18 protein-coding genes are annotated in these 20,887 nt (G+C 67.1%); 3 read left to right on the forward strand and 15 right to left on the reverse strand.

The features are described from left to right. Nucleotides 1-42: 42 nt before the first annotated feature. The 3 genes from AB4Z47_RS10085 to AB4Z47_RS10095 form a co-directional block, all read right to left on the reverse strand. A complete protein-coding gene (locus tag AB4Z47_RS10085; protein WP_441949731.1) occupies nt 43-549 on the reverse strand; it encodes a mycothiol transferase in 507 nt (168 codons plus the stop codon). A gap of 37 nt (nt 550-586) precedes the next feature. Then, nucleotides 587-3,418 carry a type I DNA topoisomerase gene (topA, locus tag AB4Z47_RS10090; RefSeq protein ID WP_441949781.1) on the reverse strand — a complete coding sequence of 944 codons (2,832 nt, stop codon included), beginning with the start codon at nt 3,416-3,418 and terminating at the stop codon, nt 587-589. Nucleotides 3,419-3,795: 377 nt separating this feature from the next. Then, on the reverse strand, nt 3,796-4,002 hold the full coding sequence (locus AB4Z47_RS10095) for a cold-shock protein (RefSeq protein WP_011206895.1): 207 nt from the start codon (nt 4,000-4,002) through the stop codon (nt 3,796-3,798). Nucleotides 4,003-4,438: 436 nt separating this feature from the next. Here AB4Z47_RS10095 and AB4Z47_RS10100 point away from each other — a divergent pair, with 436 nt between their 5' ends. Then, nucleotides 4,439-6,802 carry a DEAD/DEAH box helicase gene (locus tag AB4Z47_RS10100; protein WP_441949733.1) on the forward strand — a complete coding sequence of 788 codons (2,364 nt, stop codon included), beginning with the start codon at nt 4,439-4,441 and terminating at the stop codon, nt 6,800-6,802. Between the two features lie 307 nt (nt 6,803-7,109). Here AB4Z47_RS10100 and AB4Z47_RS10105 read toward each other — a convergent pair whose 3' ends face one another. From AB4Z47_RS10105 to ssd, 7 genes are all read right to left on the reverse strand, one after another. Then, nucleotides 7,110-7,439 carry an Rv3654c family TadE-like protein gene (locus tag AB4Z47_RS10105; RefSeq protein ID WP_441949735.1) on the reverse strand — a complete coding sequence of 110 codons (330 nt, stop codon included), beginning with the start codon at nt 7,437-7,439 and terminating at the stop codon, nt 7,110-7,112. 209 nt (nt 7,440-7,648) lie between these two features. Continuing rightward, nucleotides 7,649-7,963, reverse strand: coding sequence for a TadE family type IV pilus minor pilin (locus AB4Z47_RS10110; protein ID WP_441949736.1), 315 nt, complete (start codon nt 7,961-7,963; stop codon nt 7,649-7,651). 62 nt (nt 7,964-8,025) lie between these two features. Then, the gene (locus AB4Z47_RS10115; RefSeq protein ID WP_441949783.1) at nt 8,026-8,211 is read right to left on the reverse strand and encodes a DUF4244 domain-containing protein; all 186 of its coding nucleotides are present in this window, start codon (nt 8,209-8,211) and stop codon (nt 8,026-8,028) included. 126 nt (nt 8,212-8,337) lie between these two features. After that, entirely contained in the window at nt 8,338-8,964 is a 627-nt protein-coding gene (locus AB4Z47_RS10120) for a type II secretion system F family protein (RefSeq protein WP_441949737.1), read from the reverse strand. Nucleotides 8,965-9,249: 285 nt separating this feature from the next. Continuing rightward, the gene (locus AB4Z47_RS10125; RefSeq protein WP_441949738.1) at nt 9,250-10,041 is read right to left on the reverse strand and encodes a type II secretion system F family protein; all 792 of its coding nucleotides are present in this window, start codon (nt 10,039-10,041) and stop codon (nt 9,250-9,252) included. Next, nucleotides 10,038-11,222, reverse strand: coding sequence for a TadA family conjugal transfer-associated ATPase (locus tag AB4Z47_RS10130; RefSeq protein ID WP_441949739.1), 1,185 nt, complete (start codon nt 11,220-11,222; stop codon nt 10,038-10,040). Before AB4Z47_RS10130 ends, AB4Z47_RS10125 begins: the two co-directional genes overlap by 4 nt. Nucleotides 11,223-11,232: 10 nt before the next feature. After that, complete coding sequence (ssd, locus tag AB4Z47_RS10135) at nt 11,233-12,339, reverse strand: septum site-determining protein Ssd (protein WP_441949741.1); 1,107 nt, start codon at nt 12,337-12,339, stop codon at nt 11,233-11,235. Nucleotides 12,340-12,906: 567 nt separating this feature from the next. On the opposite strand from ssd, the gene AB4Z47_RS10140 reads away from it, so the two are divergent. Continuing rightward, complete coding sequence (locus AB4Z47_RS10140) at nt 12,907-13,716, forward strand: HAD-IB family hydrolase (RefSeq protein ID WP_441949742.1); 810 nt, start codon at nt 12,907-12,909, stop codon at nt 13,714-13,716. Nucleotides 13,717-14,203: 487 nt separating this feature from the next. On the opposite strand, the gene AB4Z47_RS10145 is transcribed toward AB4Z47_RS10140, so the two are convergent. From AB4Z47_RS10145 to AB4Z47_RS10165, 5 genes are all read right to left on the reverse strand, one after another. Next, nucleotides 14,204-14,947 carry an oxidoreductase gene (locus tag AB4Z47_RS10145; RefSeq protein WP_441949744.1) on the reverse strand — a complete coding sequence of 248 codons (744 nt, stop codon included), beginning with the start codon at nt 14,945-14,947 and terminating at the stop codon, nt 14,204-14,206. Nucleotides 14,948-14,992: 45 nt separating this feature from the next. Beyond that, the gene (locus AB4Z47_RS10150) at nt 14,993-16,699 is read right to left on the reverse strand and encodes a dipeptide ABC transporter ATP-binding protein (RefSeq protein WP_441949746.1); all 1,707 of its coding nucleotides are present in this window, start codon (nt 16,697-16,699) and stop codon (nt 14,993-14,995) included. Next, nucleotides 16,696-17,655, reverse strand: coding sequence for an ABC transporter permease (locus AB4Z47_RS10155; RefSeq protein ID WP_441949748.1), 960 nt, complete (start codon nt 17,653-17,655; stop codon nt 16,696-16,698). Before AB4Z47_RS10155 ends, AB4Z47_RS10150 begins: the two co-directional genes overlap by 4 nt. Continuing rightward, nucleotides 17,648-18,574, reverse strand: coding sequence for an ABC transporter permease (locus AB4Z47_RS10160; protein WP_441949750.1), 927 nt, complete (start codon nt 18,572-18,574; stop codon nt 17,648-17,650). The genes AB4Z47_RS10155 and AB4Z47_RS10160 overlap by 8 nt, the downstream gene beginning before the upstream one ends. 64 nt (nt 18,575-18,638) lie before the next feature. Beyond that, the gene (locus AB4Z47_RS10165; protein WP_441949785.1) at nt 18,639-20,228 is read right to left on the reverse strand and encodes a peptide ABC transporter substrate-binding protein; all 1,590 of its coding nucleotides are present in this window, start codon (nt 20,226-20,228) and stop codon (nt 18,639-18,641) included. A 401-nt stretch (nt 20,229-20,629) separates the two neighbouring features. Between AB4Z47_RS10165 and AB4Z47_RS10170 the strand changes: the two genes are divergently transcribed. Next, the coding region (locus AB4Z47_RS10170; RefSeq protein WP_441949752.1) for an acetyl-coenzyme A synthetase N-terminal domain-containing protein at nt 20,630-20,887 on the forward strand (258 nt) is incomplete at its 3' end.

Here is a 20,887-nt window from a genome sequence, read left to right on the forward strand (position 1 = left end):
GCACCGACACATCTGCCCGGACATCGGTCCCGAATGCGCGAGCTAAGAGGCGCGCTGATGCGTGGTGTTCGCGCCGTCGAGCGCCTCACGAATGAAATCGGCGTGCCCGGAATGGTGCGCGATCTCCCGCAGGATGTGCAGCACTGTGTAGCGCACCGACTGCCAGATTCGGTCCGGCGTCCACGGCGTGGTCGGCGTGGGGATCGGGGTGTCGAGGCTGTTCACCGAACGGATCAACTCCGCCGTAGCCGCGGCGACCTCGTCCCAGGTAGCCAGCAGCCCAGCGACGGTCTCGTCGGCCGCCATCACGTACTCGCCCTCGAATTCTGCGAGATCGAGTTCCGCATGCTCGTCACGCTCCACGATCACCGTGGTCCAGTGCCGTTCGCAACTGATCAGATGATGCAGCAGACCACCCAGAGTCAACTCGCTCGCCGTGGTCCGCCGCCGCGCCAGCTCGTCATCGATGCCGCGCAAGGTGATTCGGAAAAGTTCGCGCTGGTCGGCGAGCATCGACACGAGATCCTCGCGCTCCTGTTCGGTACTCATGGCGCTCAGGCTACTGCCGATACCCCGCGGCGCGAATTCACGACTTTCCGATGCCGGTCCTCTTCGCCGTCGACTTCTGCGCCGCGGTCTTCTTGGCCACCGTCTTGGTGGTCGTCGCCTTCTTGGCGGCGACCTTCTTGGCAGCTGTCTTGGCCGGGGTCTTCTTCGCCGGGGTCTTCTTGGCCGCCTTCTTCACCGGTCCCCGCGCCCGCCGATCAGCGAGCAGCTCCATCGCCCGCTCCGGGGTGATCGACTCGATCTCGTCGCCCTTGCGAAGTGTCGCGTTGGTCTCACCGTCGGTGACGTACGGACCGAAACGGCCCTCCTTGATCACCATCGGCTTGCCGGTGGCCGAATCGTCTCCCAACTCACGCAGCGGGGCCGCGGTGGAGGCCTGCCGCCCGCGCCGCTTGGGCTCCGAGTAGATCTTCAGCGCCTCTTCCAGCGACACAGTGAAGATCTGATCCTCGGTATTCAGCGACCGCGAGTCGGTGCCCTTCTTCAGATATGGCCCGTATCGCCCGTTCTGCGCGGTGATCTCCTCACCGGTGGCCGGGTCGGTGCCGACTACGCGCGGCAGTGACAGCAGCTCGAGCGCATCCTCGAGCGTGATTGTCGCCAGGTCCATCGACTTGAACAGCGAACCGGTGCGCGGTTTCGGCGTGGCGGCCTTCTTCGCGGTCTTCTTGGCCGGCGCCTCGCCGTCCTCGAGGAGGATCTCGGTGACGTACGGACCGAAACGCCCTTCCTTGGCAACGATCTTGTGCCCCGACTCGGGATCGATACCCAGCGAACGTCCTTCCTGCGGCGTCGCGAACAGCTTCTCGGCCACTTCGGGCGTCAGTTCGTCCGGCGGAAGGTCGTCGGGCAGGTTGGCCCGCTGGGAAACCGAATCACCTTCGGGGTTATCGGGATTGGCGACCAACCGCTCCAAGTACGGCCCATACTTGCCCACCCGGACGACGACGTCGCGTCCCTCGGAATCGCTGAACAGCTTGATGGAATTGATTTCTCGTGCATCGATGTCGTCGAGCCGCTCGCCGACCATCTTCTTCAGCCCGCCCGACCGCGCGACCGAACCCTCGACGCCGTGGTCGCCGCCGAAGTAGAAGCTGGACAACCAGTTTCCGCGCTGCTCGCGTCCGCCCGCGATGGCGTCGAGATCGTCTTCCATGGCGGCGGTGAAATCGAAGTCGACCAGCCGACCGAAATGTTCTTCCAGCAGGCCGATCACGGCGAACGCGACCCAGGACGGCACCAGCGCGCTGCCGCGCTTGTACACGTACCCGCGGTCCAGGATCGTCTTGATGATCGACGAATACGTCGAAGGACGGCCGATGCCGAGCTCTTCGAGCGTCTTGATCAGCGACGCCTCGGTGTAGCGCGCGGGCGGATTCGTGCTGTGCCCATCAGGATTCAGCTCGACCGCGGTGACGCCCTGCCCCTCCTCCAGTGCGGGCAGGCGGGATTCGGCGTCGTCGGACTGACCGCCCGCCTCCTCGTCCACACTCTCCACGTAGGCCTTCAGGAAGCCGGGGAAGGTGATGGTGCGGCCGGAGGCGGAGAACACACATTCCTCGCCGGTGCCCGCGACGCCGGTGATGCGCAACGTCAGCGTGGTGCCCCTGGCGTCGGCCATCTGCGAGGCGACAGTGCGCTGCCAGATGAGTTCGTAGAGCCGGAACTCGTCGTTGTCCAGCCGCGCGTGCAGCTGGCCAGGCGTAGCAAACGTATCGCCGGCGGGCCGGATCGCCTCGTGAGCCTCCTGCGCGTTCTTCACCTTGCGGTTGTACTGCCGCGCAGTCGCGTGCACGTACTCGGCGCCGTACAGCTGCGTCGCCTGCGAGCGAGCCGCGGCGATCGCCGACTCCGACAGTGTGGTCGAGTCGGTACGCATATAGGTGATGTAGCCGTTCTCATACAACCGCTGTGCCACCCGCATGGTCCGCTCGGACGTGAAGCGCAGCTTGCGCCCCGCCTCCTGCTGCAGCGTCGAGGTCATGAACGGCGGGTACGGCTTGCGGCTGTACGGCTTGGCCTCCGCGGAGGAGACCACCAGGTCGGCACCGTCCAGCCCCTCGGCGAGACGCCGGGCGTAGCCCTCGTCCAGCACGACGACACCGTTGGTGGCCTTGAGTTGTCCGTCCGAGCCGAAATCCCGGCCGGACGCGACCCTCGCGCCGTCGACCGCGACCAGTCGTGCGCCGAAGGTCCTGGGGTTGGTGGCATCGGCTTCCTCGCCGGTGCCGGCGTCCAACTTGGCGGCAATGTCCCAGTATTCGGCCGAGCGGAACGCCATCCGCTCGCGCTCACGTCGCACGATCACGCGGGTGGCGACCGATTGCACGCGGCCTGCCGACAGCCGGGGCATGACCTTCTTCCACAGCACCGGGCTGACCTCGTAGCCGTAGAGCCGGTCCAGGATGCGCCGGGTCTCCTGAGCGTCGACCAGGTCGCTGTCGAGTTCGCGGGTGTCGGCGGCGGCGGCCTGGATAGCGGGCTCGGTGATCTCGTGGAACACCATTCGCCGGACCGGCACCTTCGGCTTGAGCGTCTCGAGCAGGTGCCAGGCGATGGCCTCGCCCTCGCGGTCGGGGTCGGTGGCCAGATAGAGTTCGTCGGCGTCCTTCAGCAGGCTCTTCAGCTCGGTGACCTTGGCCTTCTTGTCCGGACTCACGACGTAGATGGGCTCGAAGTCGTTGTCCACGTCTACGCCGAGGCGCGCCCAGGACTGCCCCTTGTACTTGGCGGGAACATCCGCCGCGCCACGCGGCAGATCCCGGATATGACCGACCGACGCCTCGACCATGTAGTTACGACCGAGGTATGGCGCGATCTTGCGGGCCTTGGTCGGGGACTCGACGATCACGAGACGACGCAGGGGACGGCCCTGGTCGGCTGCACCGCGGTCTCGTGTTGCCACCGGCGAATACACCTTTCCTTATCGACCCGCGCTGCGTTGTTTCGCGCTGTGCGCGGCTGGGGCACGCGGCGGCGACGGCAGGACGTTGCCACCAGACACGTTTATACCTTGACGCCGCGTGAGGTCGAGTGCTTGCGACTCGAACCACTGAGCGTACGCGCGTCAGCTCGGATCAGTATGCCTTGTCTTGTGGCCACACCTGCGCCGCGGCGTTCTCCGGCGGGCCTTCCACCGTTCGCGCGGGCCGTGTCCAACCCCAGAAATAGCTCGTCCCTCACCGCCGGTATCGGCGGTGAGGGACGAGCGGTAGATCCTTTCGTCGCTCAGCTGAGCGCACGAACTCCGGTGGCCTGTGGGCCCTTGGTGCCCTGGCCGACCTCGAACTCGACCTTCTGGTTCTCCTCGAGGGTGCGGAAGCCCGAACCCTGGATCTCGGAGTAGTGGACGAAGACGTCAGCGGAGCCGTCCTCGGGCGCGATGAAGCCGAACCCCTTCTCCGCGTTGAACCACTTCACAGTTCCCTGTGCCATTCTGTTCCTTCTCTTTTCTTACCGGAACGGCGGACAACTGGGTTCGTCCACCGGGTCCGTTCCGACCGCTGTACTGTTGGTTCCCCCTGCAGGAAAGCACCAAGCACACCGTTCGCAACATCGATCCTGCTGACGGTTTGGACTTTGGATCCGTCCCTCGAACACAGAAGCTTGCGACCAGGAACCAGTGAACCATGTCTTCGGGCAATTCAACAGTCGAGTTAGCGACAATTTGCAAAAAAGTTGATCTTGCGAATGCGCAGGTAAGGGACACAATGGCGGAATCCGGACTTGAGGTTCGTTTGCCCTCAGATAACCGAGTCATCGTTCGGCAAACAGGCTGTGACCCAGGTCGCTATTTGGTATCGAAATGGCAGGTAGGGCTTCCCAAGCGCACACGTTTCACACTATCTGGGTGCGTTGCGGAGCCTGCCGCATGAATCCGGCGGAGTCAGCAGTCGGTTCGGAGCCTCGAACCGGCCTCAGCTACGGGGCATCGTTGCTGAATCGTGTCCTAACCGGTGTCCCGGATAACGATCCGCGCCTGACCCATGTCGTCGAGCTCGCCGCGCGGTCCGCCGATGTCACCACCTGGCCGACATGGGCGTCGCCGGAAGTGGTTGCGGCATTACATGACACGGGCGTCGAAACGCCATGGACGCATCAGATCAGGACGGCGGATCTCGCGTTTCAGGGGAAACACGTGGTCATCAGCACCGGAACCGCGTCGGGCAAGTCGCTCGGTTATCAGCTTCCGGTACTCACCGCGCTACAAGCGGACCCGAAGGCCACCGCGTTGTATCTGGCGCCCACCAAGGCGTTGGGCGCCGATCAGCTGCGCGCCGTCGGCGCGTTGACCCACGAGGGTCCGCTGCGCGACGTCTATCCGGCCACCTACGACGGCGACACCCCGGCCCAGGTCCGGCAGTGGGTGCACGCCAACGCACGGTGGATTTTCACCAACCCGGACATGCTCCACCTGGGAATTCTGCGGTCACATCAGCGCTGGGCCCGTGTGCTGCGCAGGTTGCGCTATGTGGTCGTCGACGAATGCCATGCCTATCGTGGGGTTTTCGGCTCGCACGTGGCGTTGGTACTGCGCAGGCTGCGGCGGATCGCGGCACGGTACGGCGCCGATCCGGTGTTCGTGCTGTGTTCGGCGACCACGGCCGAACCGGCGGTGGCCGCGTCCCGGCTGATCGGCTCGCCCTGTGCTGCGGTTACCGAGGACGGCTCCCCACAGGGGCCGCGGACCATCGCACTCTGGGAGCCGCCTCTGCTCACAACCGTGACCGGCGAAAATGGCGCGCCGGTACGCCGGGCAGCCACCTCGGAGGCGGCGCGGATCCTGGCGGAGTTGGTGACGGAAGGGGCACGGACCTTGGCGTTCGTGCGCTCGCGCCGGGCCGCCGAACTGACCGCGATGGACGCAAGAAGGCGGTTGGCCGAGGTCGATCCGGCCCTCGCCGAGCGGGTTGCGTCCTATCGCGCGGGGTATCTCGCGGAGGATCGGCGCGAGCTGGAGGTGGCGCTGACGGACGGGTCGCTGCTCGGCGCGGCGACCACCAACGCCTTGGAACTCGGGGTCGATATCGCGGGGCTGGACGCCGTGGTGATCTCCGGATTTCCCGGCACCGTCGCATCCTTCTGGCAGCAGGCCGGACGTGCTGGGCGGCGTACCCATGGATCATTGGTCCTGCTCGTGGCCAGGGACGATCCGCTGGACACCTACCTGGTCCACCACCCGGAGGCGCTGCTGAACAAGCCAGTCGAGGCCACCATCACCGATCCGCACAATCCCTATGTGCTCGGGCCGCAACTGCTCTGTGCCGCGCTGGAACTGCCGCTCACCGACACCGAGGTGGCGGACCTCGGCGCGCGTGAAGTGCTGGACGATCTGGCCGAGAAAGGGCTGATCAAGCGGCGCGCGGTGCGGGGAGGCGCGCGGTGGTACGTGACCGCCGATGCACAGCCGCACGACACGGTCGACGTCCGCGGCGGAATCGGAAGTCCGGTAGCCATTGTGGACGGCGAGACCGGCAGGTTGCTCGGCACCGCCGACGCAGGCCGAGCACCGTCGAGCCTGCACCAGGGTGCCGTGCACCTACACCAGGGCGACACCTACGTAGTCGACGAGCTGGACCTCGAAGGCGGCGTCGCCTTCGTGCACGCGTCCGAACCTGGATGGACCACCAGCGCGCGGCAGATCACTTCGATCGCCATCGACACGGTGACCGAGCACCGCCGCCACGGTCACGTGACGACCGGACTTGCCCAGGTGCGGGTCACCAGCCAGGTGGTCGGTTATCTGCGCACACTGGCCACCGGCGAAGTGCTCGATCTGGTCGAACTCGATCTGCCCCCGCAGACGCTGCCCACCAGGGCGGTCATGTATACCGTGACGCCGGAGTTGTTGGCGCAGGCCGGAATCGAACCTGAGGACGTTCCCGGAGCCCTGCACGCGGCCGAGCACGCGGCAATCGGCCTGTTGCCTCTGGTGGCGACCTGCGACCGATGGGATATCGGCGGTGTCTCCACCGCTGAGCACCCGGACACCGGACTGCCCACCGTGTTCGTCCATGACGGCCAGCCCGGAGGGGCAGGCTTTGCCGAGCGGGGGTTCGCTCGACTGCGGCACTGGCTTTCCGCGACCCTCGCGGCCATCGAGTCGTGCGGATGCGCAGGCGGGTGCCCGTCCTGCGTCCAATCGCCCAAGTGCGGCAATGGGAATCATCCGCTGAACAAGGCGGGTGCGGCGCGGCTGCTCACGGCCATGCTGGCCGAGCTACCCGCCATGTGAAAGCCGCCGCGCTTGATTCACGACGACGTCGAGCTGAGCATGTGACCGGTTGGCCCTCCGGCCGGGAGATCCGCGGGAACACCGGGTCGCATCCGAGTGGAATGGAACCACTTCACCCTCTGCGAATAAAAAGGAATGAATTCATGTTAACTACGCTATTGCCACACGGCCATTTGCGAACATGCGCATTCATTTGTTCCGGTTATCCCGCCCCGCACGGGGAATTCGCAAGTCCGCATTTATCCCCCAGCGGAATTACAGATTTCCGCTGCTCCCGACAGCGACCGACTGAGCGCGCAGTACTGTCTCACTCTTCAACCGGACCGGCGCGTGCGACCACGGAAACTATCCGACCCCCAAACAGACCCATTGGTACATTTCTTTCGATAGTGACAGTCACGTCCCACTCCGCGGCCACGCAGCCTGCGAGCCGTGAGCCCATCCGTTGCGCCACCTGTTCCGCCTCGACGCACGCGGCCTCCAGTCCTTCCGCCAATGCACCCGCCGCAGCGAGCGACGCAAGATCCGCTGCCGCCTGCGCCCGATGTCGCGCCACCACGACGACCCCCATCTGTCCGATCAACAGCGTCGCGCTGATCAGCGCCACCAACCCCAGGCACGCGAACACGGTCGCCACGCCCTCCTCCCCGGACACATGACGAACTTGCACCGCGGATCTCATACGTCGCGCACGGTTGATCCGCGCAGTCGTCGACCTCGGGGTGTAGCGGAGCAGCGGTACTTCGGCCGCACCTATTGCCGCATTGACCATCGGCTTGGGTTCCCGGCCCGAGCGCAGCACTGCTTCTCGGTTCGCCCTTGCACGAACCACCCCGGATCCCGCGTTCAAGAGGCCGCCCCCGGCTCCAGGGTGGCGACTGCTTCGGCCCGGAGAGTGAGAAGCGGCAGCAGCGGAGTACGAGAGGAGACCACAGCCGAAGCACGGGCGCCCTCGATGCGGACAGTGATGTCCGCATCTGGCGGGGCGACACTTGCTGCCGCGCGGAGAGCGTTCGAGTCATCTCCGCGGGCGGCCAGGCGGGCCGCCTCGCGAGCGGCGTCGACACAGCGGACCTGAGTCGACGCCGCAAGCAGGGCACCGATGCACAACACGATCGTCGCGACGACCGCGGTGAGCGCGATCGCGGCCTCGATCGTCACGGCTCCACGGTCGCCGGCTGTGCCCGGTGCACCGCGGCGCTCTCCCGCACCGGCGCGGGCGGCTACACCGTGGTGTTGAGCGCCCGATCGATGATCTTCGTCAAGGCGTTCACGATGCTGTCGCCCGTCACGACGCCATAGAGCACAGCCCCGAAGGCCGCCGCCGCGATCGTGCCGATCGCGTACTCGGCCGTGCTCATGCCATCGTCCGCGACCATCGCTTGCAACATTCGCGAGCGCAGTGTCATATATACAGCCCGCAGGCCCTGGCCCGCGGACCTCGTCATCCGCTCGATTCCCACCTGATTCCCCTCTCACTCCCGCCCGTGCGGCCCATCCGCGCGAGCCCGTTTCCGTCGGTCGGGTGCGCAGCGTCACAACAGCCCACCGCCGAGCACTCGGCCCGCCAGTCCGATCACCACAGGCACGATGCCGAGGCAGACGAAGGCGGGAAGGAAACACAAGCCGAGAGGGCCTCCGATCAGCACCCCGGCACGCTCCGCCTTCGCGGCGGCCTCGTCTTCGAGCGCGCCCCTGCGCTGTTCGGCCAACTCCCCGACCGCCACCGCCAGCGACGCACCGGACCGCGCCGAGCGCCGCGCCATGCGGGCGAGCGACTCGACCTCCTCCACCCCCGCACGCCCAGCGCCGTCGCGCGCGACCCGCTCCCACGCGGTGGCAGCGTCGGCGCCGAGTGCGAGCAGATCCGCTGCCTGCCGCAGGGCACTGCCCAGCGGTTCCGGCGTGCCGGGCGCCACGACCCGCGCCGCCCCCGCCATAGGGAGCCCGGCCCGTAGGCAGGCGGCCAGCAGGTCGAAGACCGAAGCTACGGCAAGCGGATCGGCCTTCCGATCTGCTCCATGCGACGACTCGACCGGTCCGGTACCCAACTGCCGGAGGGCACGCAGCCGCCGACTCACCGCCACTCGCCCGGGGAACAGCGCCAACGCGACCGCCAGCAACAGCAGCGGCACTATCGAATTCTCGGTAATGAACTCCATACCCAACTCTCGTCACGAGAACAGATACGTGAAAATGCCGCGCACACAGCACAACCGGCCACCGAGCCGAGCCTTGGACTGCCGGTGACCTCGATGCCGACGGCTGACCGGCCGGGGCCGGGCAGCTCGATCCGGAACCAGTCATGGTCGATGACCCGCGCGTCGATCTCGACCTGCTGCCGCTCGCCGGTCGCGGCGTGCGAAATCCGTGATGCCCGCTTCGCCGAAGGAAACCTGTTCGACCCGTATCAGCCGACCGGTGCGCCATGAATGCTGGAAACCGCGTCATACCAAGACCCTTCGTGTAATGGCGTCGGTCCACAGCAGACCAGCACAAGCCAGACCGGCACCGAGCGGCAGCAGGACCACCCCGATGGACGAGGCGAAGAGGACACGCAAGGGCGAAGCGCCCATCATTTGTCCGAGAACGATTCCCAGGAACGGCAGGCCCGCCAAGACCGCGGCGGTCGCACGGGCACCCGCCAGCGCCGCCATGGTGCGACCGTGAAACCGGATGCGGCCGGCGAGATCGGTGCGCGCCGCCGACAGTAACTCCGCGAGGGCAAGGCCGTGCTGCTCGGCGACCTGCCAGGCATCCGCGATCCTGGACAGCTCCACCGCGACAATCGAATCCGGCTGGCGAAGCCCCGACGCCGCAGGACCGCCGAGCCTGCTGCGCGCTGCGCCGACGGCGAACGCGCGAGCCGAGTCACCCCGCGACTCGCGCGCCGCGACCTCGGCCGCGGCACTCGGATGGGCGCCGACCCGCAACTCGCCGATCACGGCCTCCAGTGCGTCGAGCAGGTACCCGCACTCGGCGTGTCTGCGCCGGTCCCGTGTAGCCCTGCGGACCCGAAGTCCTGCGGTCCCGGCGACCAGACCGGCCGCCAGAAGCGGGCCCGGCCCGAAAGCAAGCAGTGCCGCGAAGCCCACCAGAGCGCATGCTCGGAAAATACTGTTCTGCAGAGGCTTTCGACGTCCGCCCGACGCGGTGAACATCTGCGCGAACCGGCACCGCGAGGTCGACGCCGGAACCACGAGCAACGCGAGCGCCAGACACACTATCGCGGCGCTCATCGGTCGAGCCGTTCGTCGAGCAGGCGAGACAGCTCCTCGGCCGCCGGGGCATCGGCAGTAGCGTGCCAGGCGGGAGTGATCCGCACCCGCCCACCGTCGTCGCGGTGCACAAGGCCGATCTCGCGGAGCCCGCGCGATCCGTCGGATCTGCGGTGCACGTGGAGAACGACCTGGACGGCTGCGGCGAGTTGGCTGTGCAGGGCCGCGCGGTCCATTCCGCCGAGGGCGGCAAGGGCTTCCAGGCGAGCGGGAAGCTCCCGCGGCGAGTTGGCGTGCACGGTGCCCGCGCCGCCGTCGTGGCCCGTGTTCAATGCGGTCAGGAGGTCGACGACCTCGGCTCCTCTGACCTCGCCGACCACGATGCGGTCGGGCCGCATGCGCAGCGCCTGCCGGACCAGGTCGCGAACGGTGACCGCACCGACGCCCTCCACGTTCGCGGTTCTGGCAACCAAGCGGACCACATGCGGATGCGGCGGTGCCAGCTCGGCCGCGTCCTCGACGCAGACGATCCGCTCGGTCGGCCCCACCGTGGCGAGCAGGCCGGACAGGAGCGTCGTCTTGCCCGCGCCGGTGCCGCCGACCACGAGAAACGCCAACCGCGCCTGCACGATCCGCTGTAGCAACAATTGTGCGTCGGCGGGCACCGCACCCGCCGCGGCGAGCGCGTCCAGCCCCTGGGTGGCGGGACGGAGGACGCGCAACGAGAGGCAGGTGCCGCCGTGGGCGACCGGCGCCAGCACCGCGTGCAGTCGAACCCCGAACGAATCTCCCAGGGCCGCACCGGCTCCGGCCAGCCTGCCGTCCACCCACGGCTGCGCGTCGTCGAGTCGCCGACCCGCCGATAGCGCCAACCGCTGCGCGAGTCGTCGGATCGCTGCCTCGTCCGGGAACGTGATGGAAGTCTTCTCCAATCCGTGGCCCCGATCGATCCACACCGCGTCGGGCCCCGTTACCAAGACGTCCGCGACATGTGGATCATGCAGCAATGGTTCGAGCGCGCCGGCCCCGGTCATTTCCGTCTGCAACAACCGCAGCGCCCGTAGCAGATCGGTGTCGCCGAGCACCCCGCCAGCCTCGGCCCGAATGGCGGCGGCGACCTGCGCCGGATCCGGATCGCCAGTCGCTCCGGCCAGTCGCTCCCGCACTCGATCCAGCAACTCGGAAGTCACCAACGCACTCATTGTCGCCTCCTCACCGCTGCCCCGGGGGTGCGCTCAGCACCCCGAGAACGGCATCGGCGGCATCGCGCAGCGGTCCACGCCGGCGCACCGCGACTCCACCGCGCTCCACGCGGTGCGCGAGCCCGGTCTGCGCGCGGACAGCGGCGAGCAGCGGAAGATCGAGCACTTCGGCGACCTCGGCTCCACGCAGACCACCAGGCGCGGGTCCGCGGACAATCAAGCCTCGGTTCGGGTTCCGGCGCGCGACGTGGGCGGACACGGCCTCGGCGGCGGCGACAGCCCGTAGCCGCGCCGGGACGACCAGAACGACGAGATCCGCCGCGTCGAGCATCTGGTCGGCATGCGGGCCCCGCTCGCCCGAGATGTCGCAAACTACCAAATCGCCTGCACCCCGGCCCGCTTCGATGACCGCTCGGACGGCGGCGGAGCCGAGCTCACGTGGCAATCGACCCGCACCGCGGCGGCCGCAGGACAGCACCGCCAGACCGGGAGCGGCGGTGGGCAGCGCGCCGTGCAGCGCGGCGGCGGACACGCGCCCGTCCTCGACGACCAGGTCGGGCCAGCGTGGGCCCGCCGTGGTCTCGATTCCGAGCAGTAGGTCGAGGCCACCACCGAACGGCGCGCCGTCGACCAGCAACGTTTCGTGCCGGAACCCCTCGGCGGCAGCGCGCAGCGCGAGCGCGGCGGCCAAGGTGGACGCGCCCGCGCCACCGCCCGCCCCGACGATGGCGACGACGATACCGTCGCCCGCACGATGCTCGCCGTACTGAGCAAACATTTCGATGAGCCCTACCGCCGCACCGGGCAGGGCGATAACTCGCTCCGCGCCGACCGATGCCGCCGCCTGCCAATCGAGCAACCCCGGCTCACCGTCGGTTACCAAGACCACACCCGCCCGGCGCAGATAACCGGCCGCCGCCGCGTCTCGTGCGGCGTTTGTGTCCAGGACCACCAACGGAGCACCGGTCCACGCGTGCCTGCCGACGGGATGTGGTCGCTCGTCGAGGCCCCGCTGGGCGGCGGCCGCGACGCGCCGGACTTCGTCGCTGAGCCGGTCGTCATGGATGAGCACGAGAGCCGGTGGCGGGCCGTCGGCCGGTGGCGCTTCGAGGTTCATGCAGGTCAGCGTTGCCGAATACGCTCGAGGAGAGAAGGGGCGAAGTGTCGAATGTGGACAACTCGCGGGCTGTGGAGAACTTCCCGTCCACGCGAACCGCAGAACCGTCCCCGAAATAGAGGACGGCCCCAGCCGGGGGGGAGGAGGCTGGGGCCGTCGGGGTTCAGCCCCGGGGGGTCGGGCTGAACGCGCCTGGACTATGTCCAGGTGCCACAAATACTACACCCAAGCCCCGGACACAATGCAAGTCTGTCGGCGGAGAACTTTGCAACCGTCATGCCCCGGCGTCTGCAGGGCAAACTCACCGGTAACGTCGCGCGCTCCGATCCGCCCTCCCTCGGGGTCCGCGCATGCCTAGGTGCGCAGCCGGACACTGTCCGCCCCAGCCCGCGCCGGGCCGAGCGCAGGCGAGGCAGCCGCCCACCAGACACAGCCGAACACTGTCCGCCCCAGCCCGCGCCGGGCCGAGCGCAGGCGAGGCAGCCGCCCACCAGACACAGCCGAACACTGTCCGCCCCAACCCGCGCCGGGCCGAGCGAAGGCGAGGCAGCCGCCTATCCTGGTCGGGTGGATAACCCAGCCACTGCGGGCGGTCGCGTCGCCGCCTTCTTCGATCTCGACAAGACAGTGATCGCGAAGTCGAGCACGTTCGTGTTCAGCAAGCCCTTCTACGCACAGGGACTGCTGAACCGCCGCGCCGTCCTGGAGAGCAGCTACGCCCACTTCCTGTTTCTGCTGTCGGGCGCCGACCACGACCAGATGGAGCGGATGCGCGCCCATCTGACGAACATGTGCGCGGGCTGGGATGTCGAGCAGGTGAAATCCATTGTGGCCGAGACTCTGCACGAGCTGGTCGACCCGCTGATCTACGCGGAGGCGGCCGATCTCATCGCCGACCACAAGATCCGGGGCCACGACGTGGTGATCGTCTCGGCCTCCGGCGAGGAGATCGTCGGCCCGATCGCGGAAGCGCTCGGCGCCTCGCACACTGCGGCCACCCGGATGGTCGTGGCGGACGGCAAGTACACCGGAGACGTCGAGTTCTACTGCTACGGCGAGGGTAAGGTCGCCGCGATCGAAAAGCTCGCTGCCAGCGAGGGTTACGACCTCTCGCGCTGTTACGCCTACTCCGACTCGATCACGGATCTGCCACTGCTCGGTGCGGTGGGCCACCCGACCGCAGTCAATCCGGATCGCAATTTGCGCCGCGAGGCCACGGCGCGTGGCTGGCCGATTTTGGCCTTCTCCAATCCGGTGTCCCTCTGGGCGCGCTTCCAGGCGCCGTCGTCCACCACACTTGCGGCGACGGCCGCGGTCGGCCTGAGCGCGGTGCTGGCCGGGGCCATCAGCTACCGGCTCCTGCGGCGGCGACGCTGAGTTTCGACTGCCCGCGCAGCCTGCCCGGCGATGGTCCCGCGGCGAACTCCCAGCATCTGCCGACATCGCGCGGAGGGCGGGGCGACCAGGCATTTAACCACGAAACACCGGATGACACGCCGCTTATTGAATGTTCTCCGATCCCTTGATGTGAGGGCAGTCACAGTGTAGAAATGGAGCTACGGAAGGACGGAAGGCCAAGGCAGGACCGGAAGAGAAGGTACTGTCTCCCATCCCACCCTTCCCAGCACGGACACCAGGCACCCACGCGGAGCGCGCCGCGACAAGGGCAGAAGCGTTGTGGGCCTGCGAAATACGGGTATTCGACGGCGAGGGCCTCGCACAGGTTGCGGGGATGAACCGGCGATGTCCGGATTGTCGCCGAGGCCGCAGAACACAACCCATATAGCACGCTTGGTAACCGGGCGTCCGTGCTAGCGGGCGGTGAGGTCGAGAGACACGCCGCCCGCTTTGACGTGTACGGCCGCTATCCCGCCGAATCGGCGATCGACGTCGCCTCCCGCGCCCCGTCCTCGAACGCGCCACAGCACAGAATCACCCAGCTGCCCACCGCATCCGGATCCCCGGTTCCGAATGCGGCGGCCGCATCCAGGTATGCCCGGCGCCTGCGCAACCAGAACACCTCCGGCACGCCGAGACTATGCGGGTCCAGCCCACTCGACACCGCGACCAGGCGCGAGGCGGCCCGCGCCACCACACCGTCCGCCGTTCCGAACGGTCGCAGTGCCAGTAGCTCACCGTGCGCCACCGCGGCGAGCACCGGCGCGGGCGCACTCGATCCGAGCACCGTCTGCACCAGCAGATCCAGCCGCTCCGCCACGCCCGCGTCGCCGCGCGGCCTGCCGAGCAACTCCTCCCGCCGCACCAGATCTGCTGCGGCGAGCAGATGCAGCCGCGCCAGCGCCTGCAACGGTGCCCGCCGCCAGGTGCCGACCAGATTTCGCAGCGCTTCTCCGTCCAACGCCTGCCCCACCCGCAGTGCCCCGGCCAGAATCGGATCGGCCACCCTGCCGTCGGCGGGCAGCTCGGTGCTGCCGCCGTCGATGGCAGCCGAGGATCGGGCCGCACGCACTGCGGCCTCGGCCGCCGTAGTGGGCCACCCACGCCGGTTGGCTTTGTGCCGGTGCACCTCGGCCAGGGCGGCACGGGCCCGGTCGGCCGCGTCCCGGACACCGGGCAGATCGATGAGGGGTTGCAGCGGATCGGTCACGGCATACGAGGCTACTTCCGGTCGCGTGAACCGGTCCGGCCTGCCCTATCCGGCCAGCAGGTCGCGCCCCGGTATGGCATCGAGCAGCCTGCGGGTGTACTCCTTCTTCGGAGCGTCGAACACCTCGTTCGTCGTCGCCGCCTCGACCACCTTCCCGCGCTGCATGACCAGCACGTCGTCCGCGATCTGCCGGACGACGGCCAAGTCGTGGGTGATGAACAGATACGACAGCCCGAGTTCGGCCTGCAGATCGTTGAGCAGCCGCAGGATCTGCGCCTGCACCAGCACGTCGAGCGCGGAGACCGCCTCGTCACACACCACCACCTCCGGCTGCAGCGCGAGCGCCCGTGCGACGGCAACGCGCTGGCGCTGCCCGCCGGACAGCTCGTTGGGATAGCGCCGCAGCACAGTGGACGGCAGCGACACCTTGTCCAGCAGTTCCCGGACCGTCGCCGCCCGCTGCTCAGGCGCGCCGATCTTGTGCGTACGCAGCGGCTCCTCGATGCTGCGGTAGATCGAGTACATCGGGTCGAGCGAGCCGTAGGGGTCCTGGAAGATCGGCTGTACCCTGCGCCGGAACGCGAAGGCGCCCCCGCGATCCAGCTTCGCCACCTCGTTACCGTCGAAGATGACAGACCCTGAGGTCGGCTCGAGCAGACCGAGCACCATCTGCGCGACCGTCGACTTACCCGATCCGGACTCGCCCACGATGGCCGTCGTCGTGCCGCGCCGCAACCAGAACGACACGTCGTCCACCGCGACGAAGTCGGTCCACTTCCACGGCGTGCCGCCGCGAATCGGGAACACTTTGGTGAGGTGTTCGGCCACAACCACGTTGTCGGGAACGGCCGTGTGCTCGCTCTCGCCCGCGACCACCTGCTCGGCGACCTGCACCGCATGCGCACGGGTCTCGGCCCGCTGCCGCACCGACGACAACCGCTGCGAGGCAAGCGAGGGCGCCGAGTTCACCAGCCGCTTGGTGTACAGATGCTGCGGGTCCCGCAGAATCTGCAGGGCCGGACCGGATTCCACCACCCTGCCGCGGTACATGACCACCAGATGTTCCGCGCGTTCGGCGGCGAGGCCGAGGTCGTGGGTGATCAGCAGAACCGCGGTGCCGAGTTCGGCCGTCAGCCCGTCGAGGTGGTCGAGGATCTGCCGCTGCACGGTGACGTCCAGCGCCGAGGTCGGCTCGTCCGCGATCAGCAGCTTGGGACGGCAAGCCAGCCCGATCGCGATCAGCGCGCGCTGGCGCATGCCGCCGGAGAACTCATGCGGGTACTGGTTGACCCTGCGCTCGGCATCGGACATTCCTGCTTCCTCGAGCAGCTCGACAGCTCTTCTCTTGGCCGCCTTACCTTTCGCGATGCCGTTGGCCTCGAGCGTCTCCCGGATCTGGAACCCGATCTTCCATACCGGGTTCAGATTCGACATCGGGTCCTGGGGCACCAGACCGATGCCGCTGCCGCGCACGGCGACGATGTCCCGCTTCGAGGCCGCGGTGAGGTCTTTGCCGTCGAATATGATCTCGCCGGAGGTGACCCGCCCCGTTCCGGGCAGCAGATCGATGATGGCATGCGCTGTCGTCGACTTCCCGGAGCCGGATTCGCCGACGATGGCTACGGTCTGGCCCGGATACACAGACAGGCTCACGTCGCGTATTGCGCGGACCCGCTTGCCCTCCGCGGTGAAACTCACGTTGAGGCCGGTGATCTCGAGCAGCGGCGTCTGCGCCTGGGCGGCGTCGCTCATCGCTTCCTCGCCTTCGGGTCGAGGGCGTCACGCATAGCGTCGCCCAGCATGATGAAGCTCAGCACGGTGAGCGCCAGAGCCGTCGCGGGATAGAACAGGATCGCCGACGTGCGGATCTCCTTCTGTCCGGAGGCGATGTCCGCGCCCCAAGACACGACCGTGCGCGGCAATCCGACGCCGAGGTAGGACAGCGTCGCCTCGGTGACGATGAAGACGCCGAGCCACAGCGTAGTGACCGCTATCAGCGGCCCCGCCGCGTTCGGCAGCACGTGGCGCAGCAACGTCTGTATTCGGGAGACGCCCAAAGCCTTTGCCGCTGTGACGTAATCACTGTTCTTCGCCTGGATCACCGCGCTACGGGCGATCCGCGCCGCCTGCGGCCAGGTGAACGACGCGAGGATGACGACCACCGTCCAAATCGTGCGCGAATCCAGCAGCTGCATGATCACGATGGCAGCCAGCATCAGCGGGATCGCGTAGAAAATCTCCGCGACGCGAGACACGATCGAGTCGAGCAGCCCGCCGTAGAAGCCCGCGAGCGCCCCGAGCGTGCCGCCGATCAGCACGAACAGCACCGTCGCACCGATACCGGCCAGCACGGAAGCCCGTGCGCCGTAAACGGTTCGGGCATAGATGTCACATCCCTGCTTGTCGAAGCCGAACGGGTGTCCCGCGCCGCTCGGGTCCATGCTGAAGTCGCCGTTGCAGTATCGGGGGTCCTGGTCGGTGAACAACCCCGGCCAGATCACAACGATCAGTACGAACACGATCAGCAGCGCCGCGATGACGAAGATCGGATTGCGCCGCAGCTGCCGCCACGCGTCGCGCCAGATACTGCTCGGCGCACCCGAATCCACCACCACATCGGTGGCGAGCACCTCGACCTCGTCGGGCGGAGCGACGAAGTGCTCCTGCCCGACGCGCTCCTGGCCGGAGCCTTTGTTCGGGTCAGGCATAGCGAATCCTTGGGTCGAGTGCGGCGTAGAGCAGGTCGACGACCAGATTGGAGATCAGGAAGATGACGATCAGCACCGTGACGAACGAGACCACCGTCGGCGGTTCGCCCCTGGTGATCGCCTGGTACAGCGTGCCGCCCACACCAGGGATGTTGAAGATGCCCTCGGTGACGATCGCCCCGCCCATCAGAGCGCCGAGGTCGGCACCGAGGAAGGTGATCACCGGGATCATCGAATTGCGCAGGATGTGCACGGTCACCACACGCGGCCTGCTGAGCCCCTTCGCGGTCGCGGTGCGCACGTAGTCGGCGGACATGTTTTCCGCCACCGAGTTTCGCGTCAGCCGCAGCACGTAGGCGAACGACAGCGAGCCCAGCACGAACGCCGGAACAAGCAGCTCGCCGACGCTGGCCCTCCCGGTGACGGTCACCGGCGCGATCCCCCATTTCACCCCGAGCAGGAACTGTGCGAGGAAGCCCACCACGAAAACCGGAACCGCGATGACGATCAGGCTGATCAGCAGCATCGTCGAGTCGAAAAGCTTGCCTTTGCGCAGCCCGGCGATCAGGCCGAACACGACACCGAACACGGCCTCGATAACCAAGGCCATTAACGCCAGCCTGATAGTGATCGGAAAGGCGCGCGCGAGCTCGTCACGCACCGGCCTGCCGGAGAAGGCCGTGCCGAAGTCCAACGTGACGATGCCCTTCAGGTACAGCAGGTATTGCACGATAAAGGGCTGGTCGAGGTGGTAGCGCGCGCGAAGCTGGGCCTCCACCGCGGGCGTCATCGGCCTGTCGCCGGCCAGCGCGTGGATCGGGTCGCCAGGGACAAGGAACACCAGGGCATAGATGAGCAGCGTCGCCCCGAGAAATACTGGGATCATCTGGAGCAGACGCCGCAAGACATACCAGGCCATTACGCCTCCTGGGTGAGCGGCGGATCCGCGCCGCCCACCTGAGACGTCGCGAATCGCCGAGCGGCTATTTCTCGATGTTCTCGAAGTTGAACAGACCGTTCCAGGCGAGCTCGGCCTTCTGCACCTTGTCCGAGCGGCCCGCCGCGGCGACGTAGTCGAGCACCGGGATGTCGGCCATGTCCGCGAACAGCAGGGTCTGCGCCCGCGCGATAATCTTGTAGGACTCCTCCTGGGTCGGGGCGGCCTGAGCGGCGTCGAGCAGACGGTCGAACTCGGGGCTCTTGTAGTCCACGTTGTTGGTGTCGGAGTAGCTGTAGTACTGCGAGGTGAGGAACTGCAGCATGGTGGGGTAGTCGCCCTGCCAGCCGTACCGGAACGCCTTGTTGATCGTGTGTGCGTTCACCTCGTCGCGAATATTCTTGAACGTCGGGTACGGCGTGCCGATGGCGTCGATGCCGAGGGTGTTCTTCACGCTGTTCGCCACGGCCTCGACCCAGGCCTGATGGCCGCCGTCGGAGTTGTAGGCGATCTCGTAGCGACCCGACCACGGCGAGATCGCGTCGGCTTGCGCCCACAGCTTCTTGGCCTCGTCGGGGTTGTAGTTCAGCGTCTGCACGCCGGGCAGGTTTCCGTCGAACCCGGGCAGCGTGCTCGCGGTGAAGTCGCGGGCCGGAATCCGGGTGCCGTGGAAGATGTTCTCGCAGATCTGTTCTCGATTGATGGCCAGCGAGATCGCTCTGCGCCGCAACAGCCCTTCCGCACCCGCGAAGTGCGCGACATCCGATTGGATGCCGATGTGCTGGTTCTGCGCGGTCGGCTTCGTGATCGCGCGGTCGCCGAGATCCCGCTTGTAGGAGGTGAGTGCACTGTCGGGCACGGTGTCCAGCGCGTCGAGGTTGCCCGCCTGCAGATCCGCGTAGGCGGTGTCGAAGGACTGGTACATCACGAACCGCAGGCCCTTGTTCTTCGCCGGGCGCCGGCCCGGGTAGTCCGGATTGGGCACCAGATCGATCTCGACGTTGTGCTCCCACGCTCCGGTGCGAGCGAACTTGTACGGACCGTTGCCGATCGGGTTCTCCCCGAATGCCTTTATGTCGTTGAACGCGACCTCCGGCAGCGGATAGAACGGCGCGTACCCGAGCCCGGTCTCGAAATCGATCGACGGCGCCTTCAGCTCGATGGTGAAAGTGCGGTCATCGATCACCTTCAGACCCGACATCGTCTGTGCCGTCGGGTTTTTCGCCGATACCTCCTCGAAGCCGAGGATGGGAGCGAACACATAGCTCTGCAGCTGGGCGTTGGTGCCGAGCGCGCCGTAGTTCCACGCGTCGACGAACGACTCTGCGGTCACTGGAGTGCCGTCGCTGAACTTCCAGTTGGGCTTGATGGTGACCCGATAGTTCTTCCGATCCGTGGTCTGGATCGACTCCGCCATTTCGTCGTGGGCCCTGCCGTCGGCGTCGTAATATTTCAGGCCCGCGAACAGTCGGTCCACCACACGACCACCCATGTTCTCGTTGGTGTTGGTAGGTACCAACGGATTCTGCGGCTCGCCGCCGTTCACGGTAACGCTGTCGGCGTCGGCACCGTCGTCCGACGAACAGGCGGCCAGTCCGAAGCCGGTGGCCAGAAGTACAGCCGCGGTCAGCGCCATCGCTCTGTGCAATCTCAACGCATTCTCCCGGTGCGTGAAGGGGGGAAACCGAGGACAGGCGCGTGGTCCATCAGACACGCCGACACGTCCGCCTCGGGTGTTCGCAGAGTATCCACCGCGGCAGACACTGTCATCGGATCGACCCGAGTTCATTCCACTTGTTACCAAGCCGGCAACATCACCGAAACACACCAAAACTCACGCGAAATTGATCTATTCGCCGCAACATCGCCTCCGTCGAGACCCTCCGATGGGCCGGCCACCATGGTGCCGATCGCACACCGCGTGATGGTATCGAAACCCGGTGGGCACACCCGAGCGCGGCTCAGGTCACAGTTGATTACTGTCGAACTCGGCTGCGTCAATTCGTGCGCTCAGGCTACGTGGAAAGAAGAGACGAGATGACCGAAACCACCGCCGACCACAGGGACTCCTACCCGCCGACCGCGGCGTTCGCCGCCGCGGCGAACGCCGATGCCACGCTCTACCAGCGGGCGACCGCCGACCGCGACGCGTTCTGGGGCGAGCAGGCCGATCGGCTGCACTGGTATCGATCGTTCGACCAGGTGCTGGACTGGAGTGCCGCGCCGGTGGCGAGGTGGTTCGTCGGTGGCACGCTCAACGTCGCCTACAACTGCGTGGACCGGCACGTCCTGGAC

Source organism: Nocardia sp. 2TAF39 (genome assembly GCF_052114905.1).
Classification (GTDB): Bacteria; Actinomycetota; Actinomycetes; order Mycobacteriales; family Mycobacteriaceae; genus Nocardia.

Excerpts from the sequence above, each read along its gene's own strand:
- AB4Z47_RS10085 (WP_441949731.1), bottom strand. The coding sequence starts at position 549 with ATGAGTACCGAACAGGAGCGCGAGGATCTCGTGTCGATGCTCGCCGAC.
- AB4Z47_RS10095 (WP_011206895.1), bottom strand. The coding sequence starts at position 4,002 with ATGGCACAGGGAACTGTGAAGTGGTTCAACGCGGAGAAGGGGTTCGGC.
- AB4Z47_RS10100 (WP_441949733.1), top strand. The coding sequence starts at position 4,439 with ATGAATCCGGCGGAGTCAGCAGTCGGTTCGGAGCCTCGAACCGGCCTC.
- AB4Z47_RS10115 (WP_441949783.1), bottom strand. The coding sequence starts at position 8,211 with ATGACACTGCGCTCGCGAATGTTGCAAGCGATGGTCGCGGACGATGGC.
- AB4Z47_RS10120 (WP_441949737.1), bottom strand. The coding sequence starts at position 8,964 with ATGGAGTTCATTACCGAGAATTCGATAGTGCCGCTGCTGTTGCTGGCG.
- AB4Z47_RS10125 (WP_441949738.1), bottom strand. The coding sequence starts at position 10,041 with ATGAGCGCCGCGATAGTGTGTCTGGCGCTCGCGTTGCTCGTGGTTCCG.
- AB4Z47_RS10130 (WP_441949739.1), bottom strand. The coding sequence starts at position 11,222 with ATGAGTGCGTTGGTGACTTCCGAGTTGCTGGATCGAGTGCGGGAGCGA.
- ssd (WP_441949741.1), bottom strand. The coding sequence starts at position 12,339 with ATGAACCTCGAAGCGCCACCGGCCGACGGCCCGCCACCGGCTCTCGTG.
- AB4Z47_RS10150 (WP_441949746.1), bottom strand. The coding sequence starts at position 16,699 with ATGAGCGACGCCGCCCAGGCGCAGACGCCGCTGCTCGAGATCACCGGC.
- AB4Z47_RS10155 (WP_441949748.1), bottom strand. The coding sequence starts at position 17,655 with ATGCCTGACCCGAACAAAGGCTCCGGCCAGGAGCGCGTCGGGCAGGAG.
- AB4Z47_RS10160 (WP_441949750.1), bottom strand. The coding sequence starts at position 18,574 with ATGGCCTGGTATGTCTTGCGGCGTCTGCTCCAGATGATCCCAGTATTT.
- AB4Z47_RS10165 (WP_441949785.1), bottom strand. The coding sequence starts at position 20,228 with ATGGCGCTGACCGCGGCTGTACTTCTGGCCACCGGCTTCGGACTGGCC.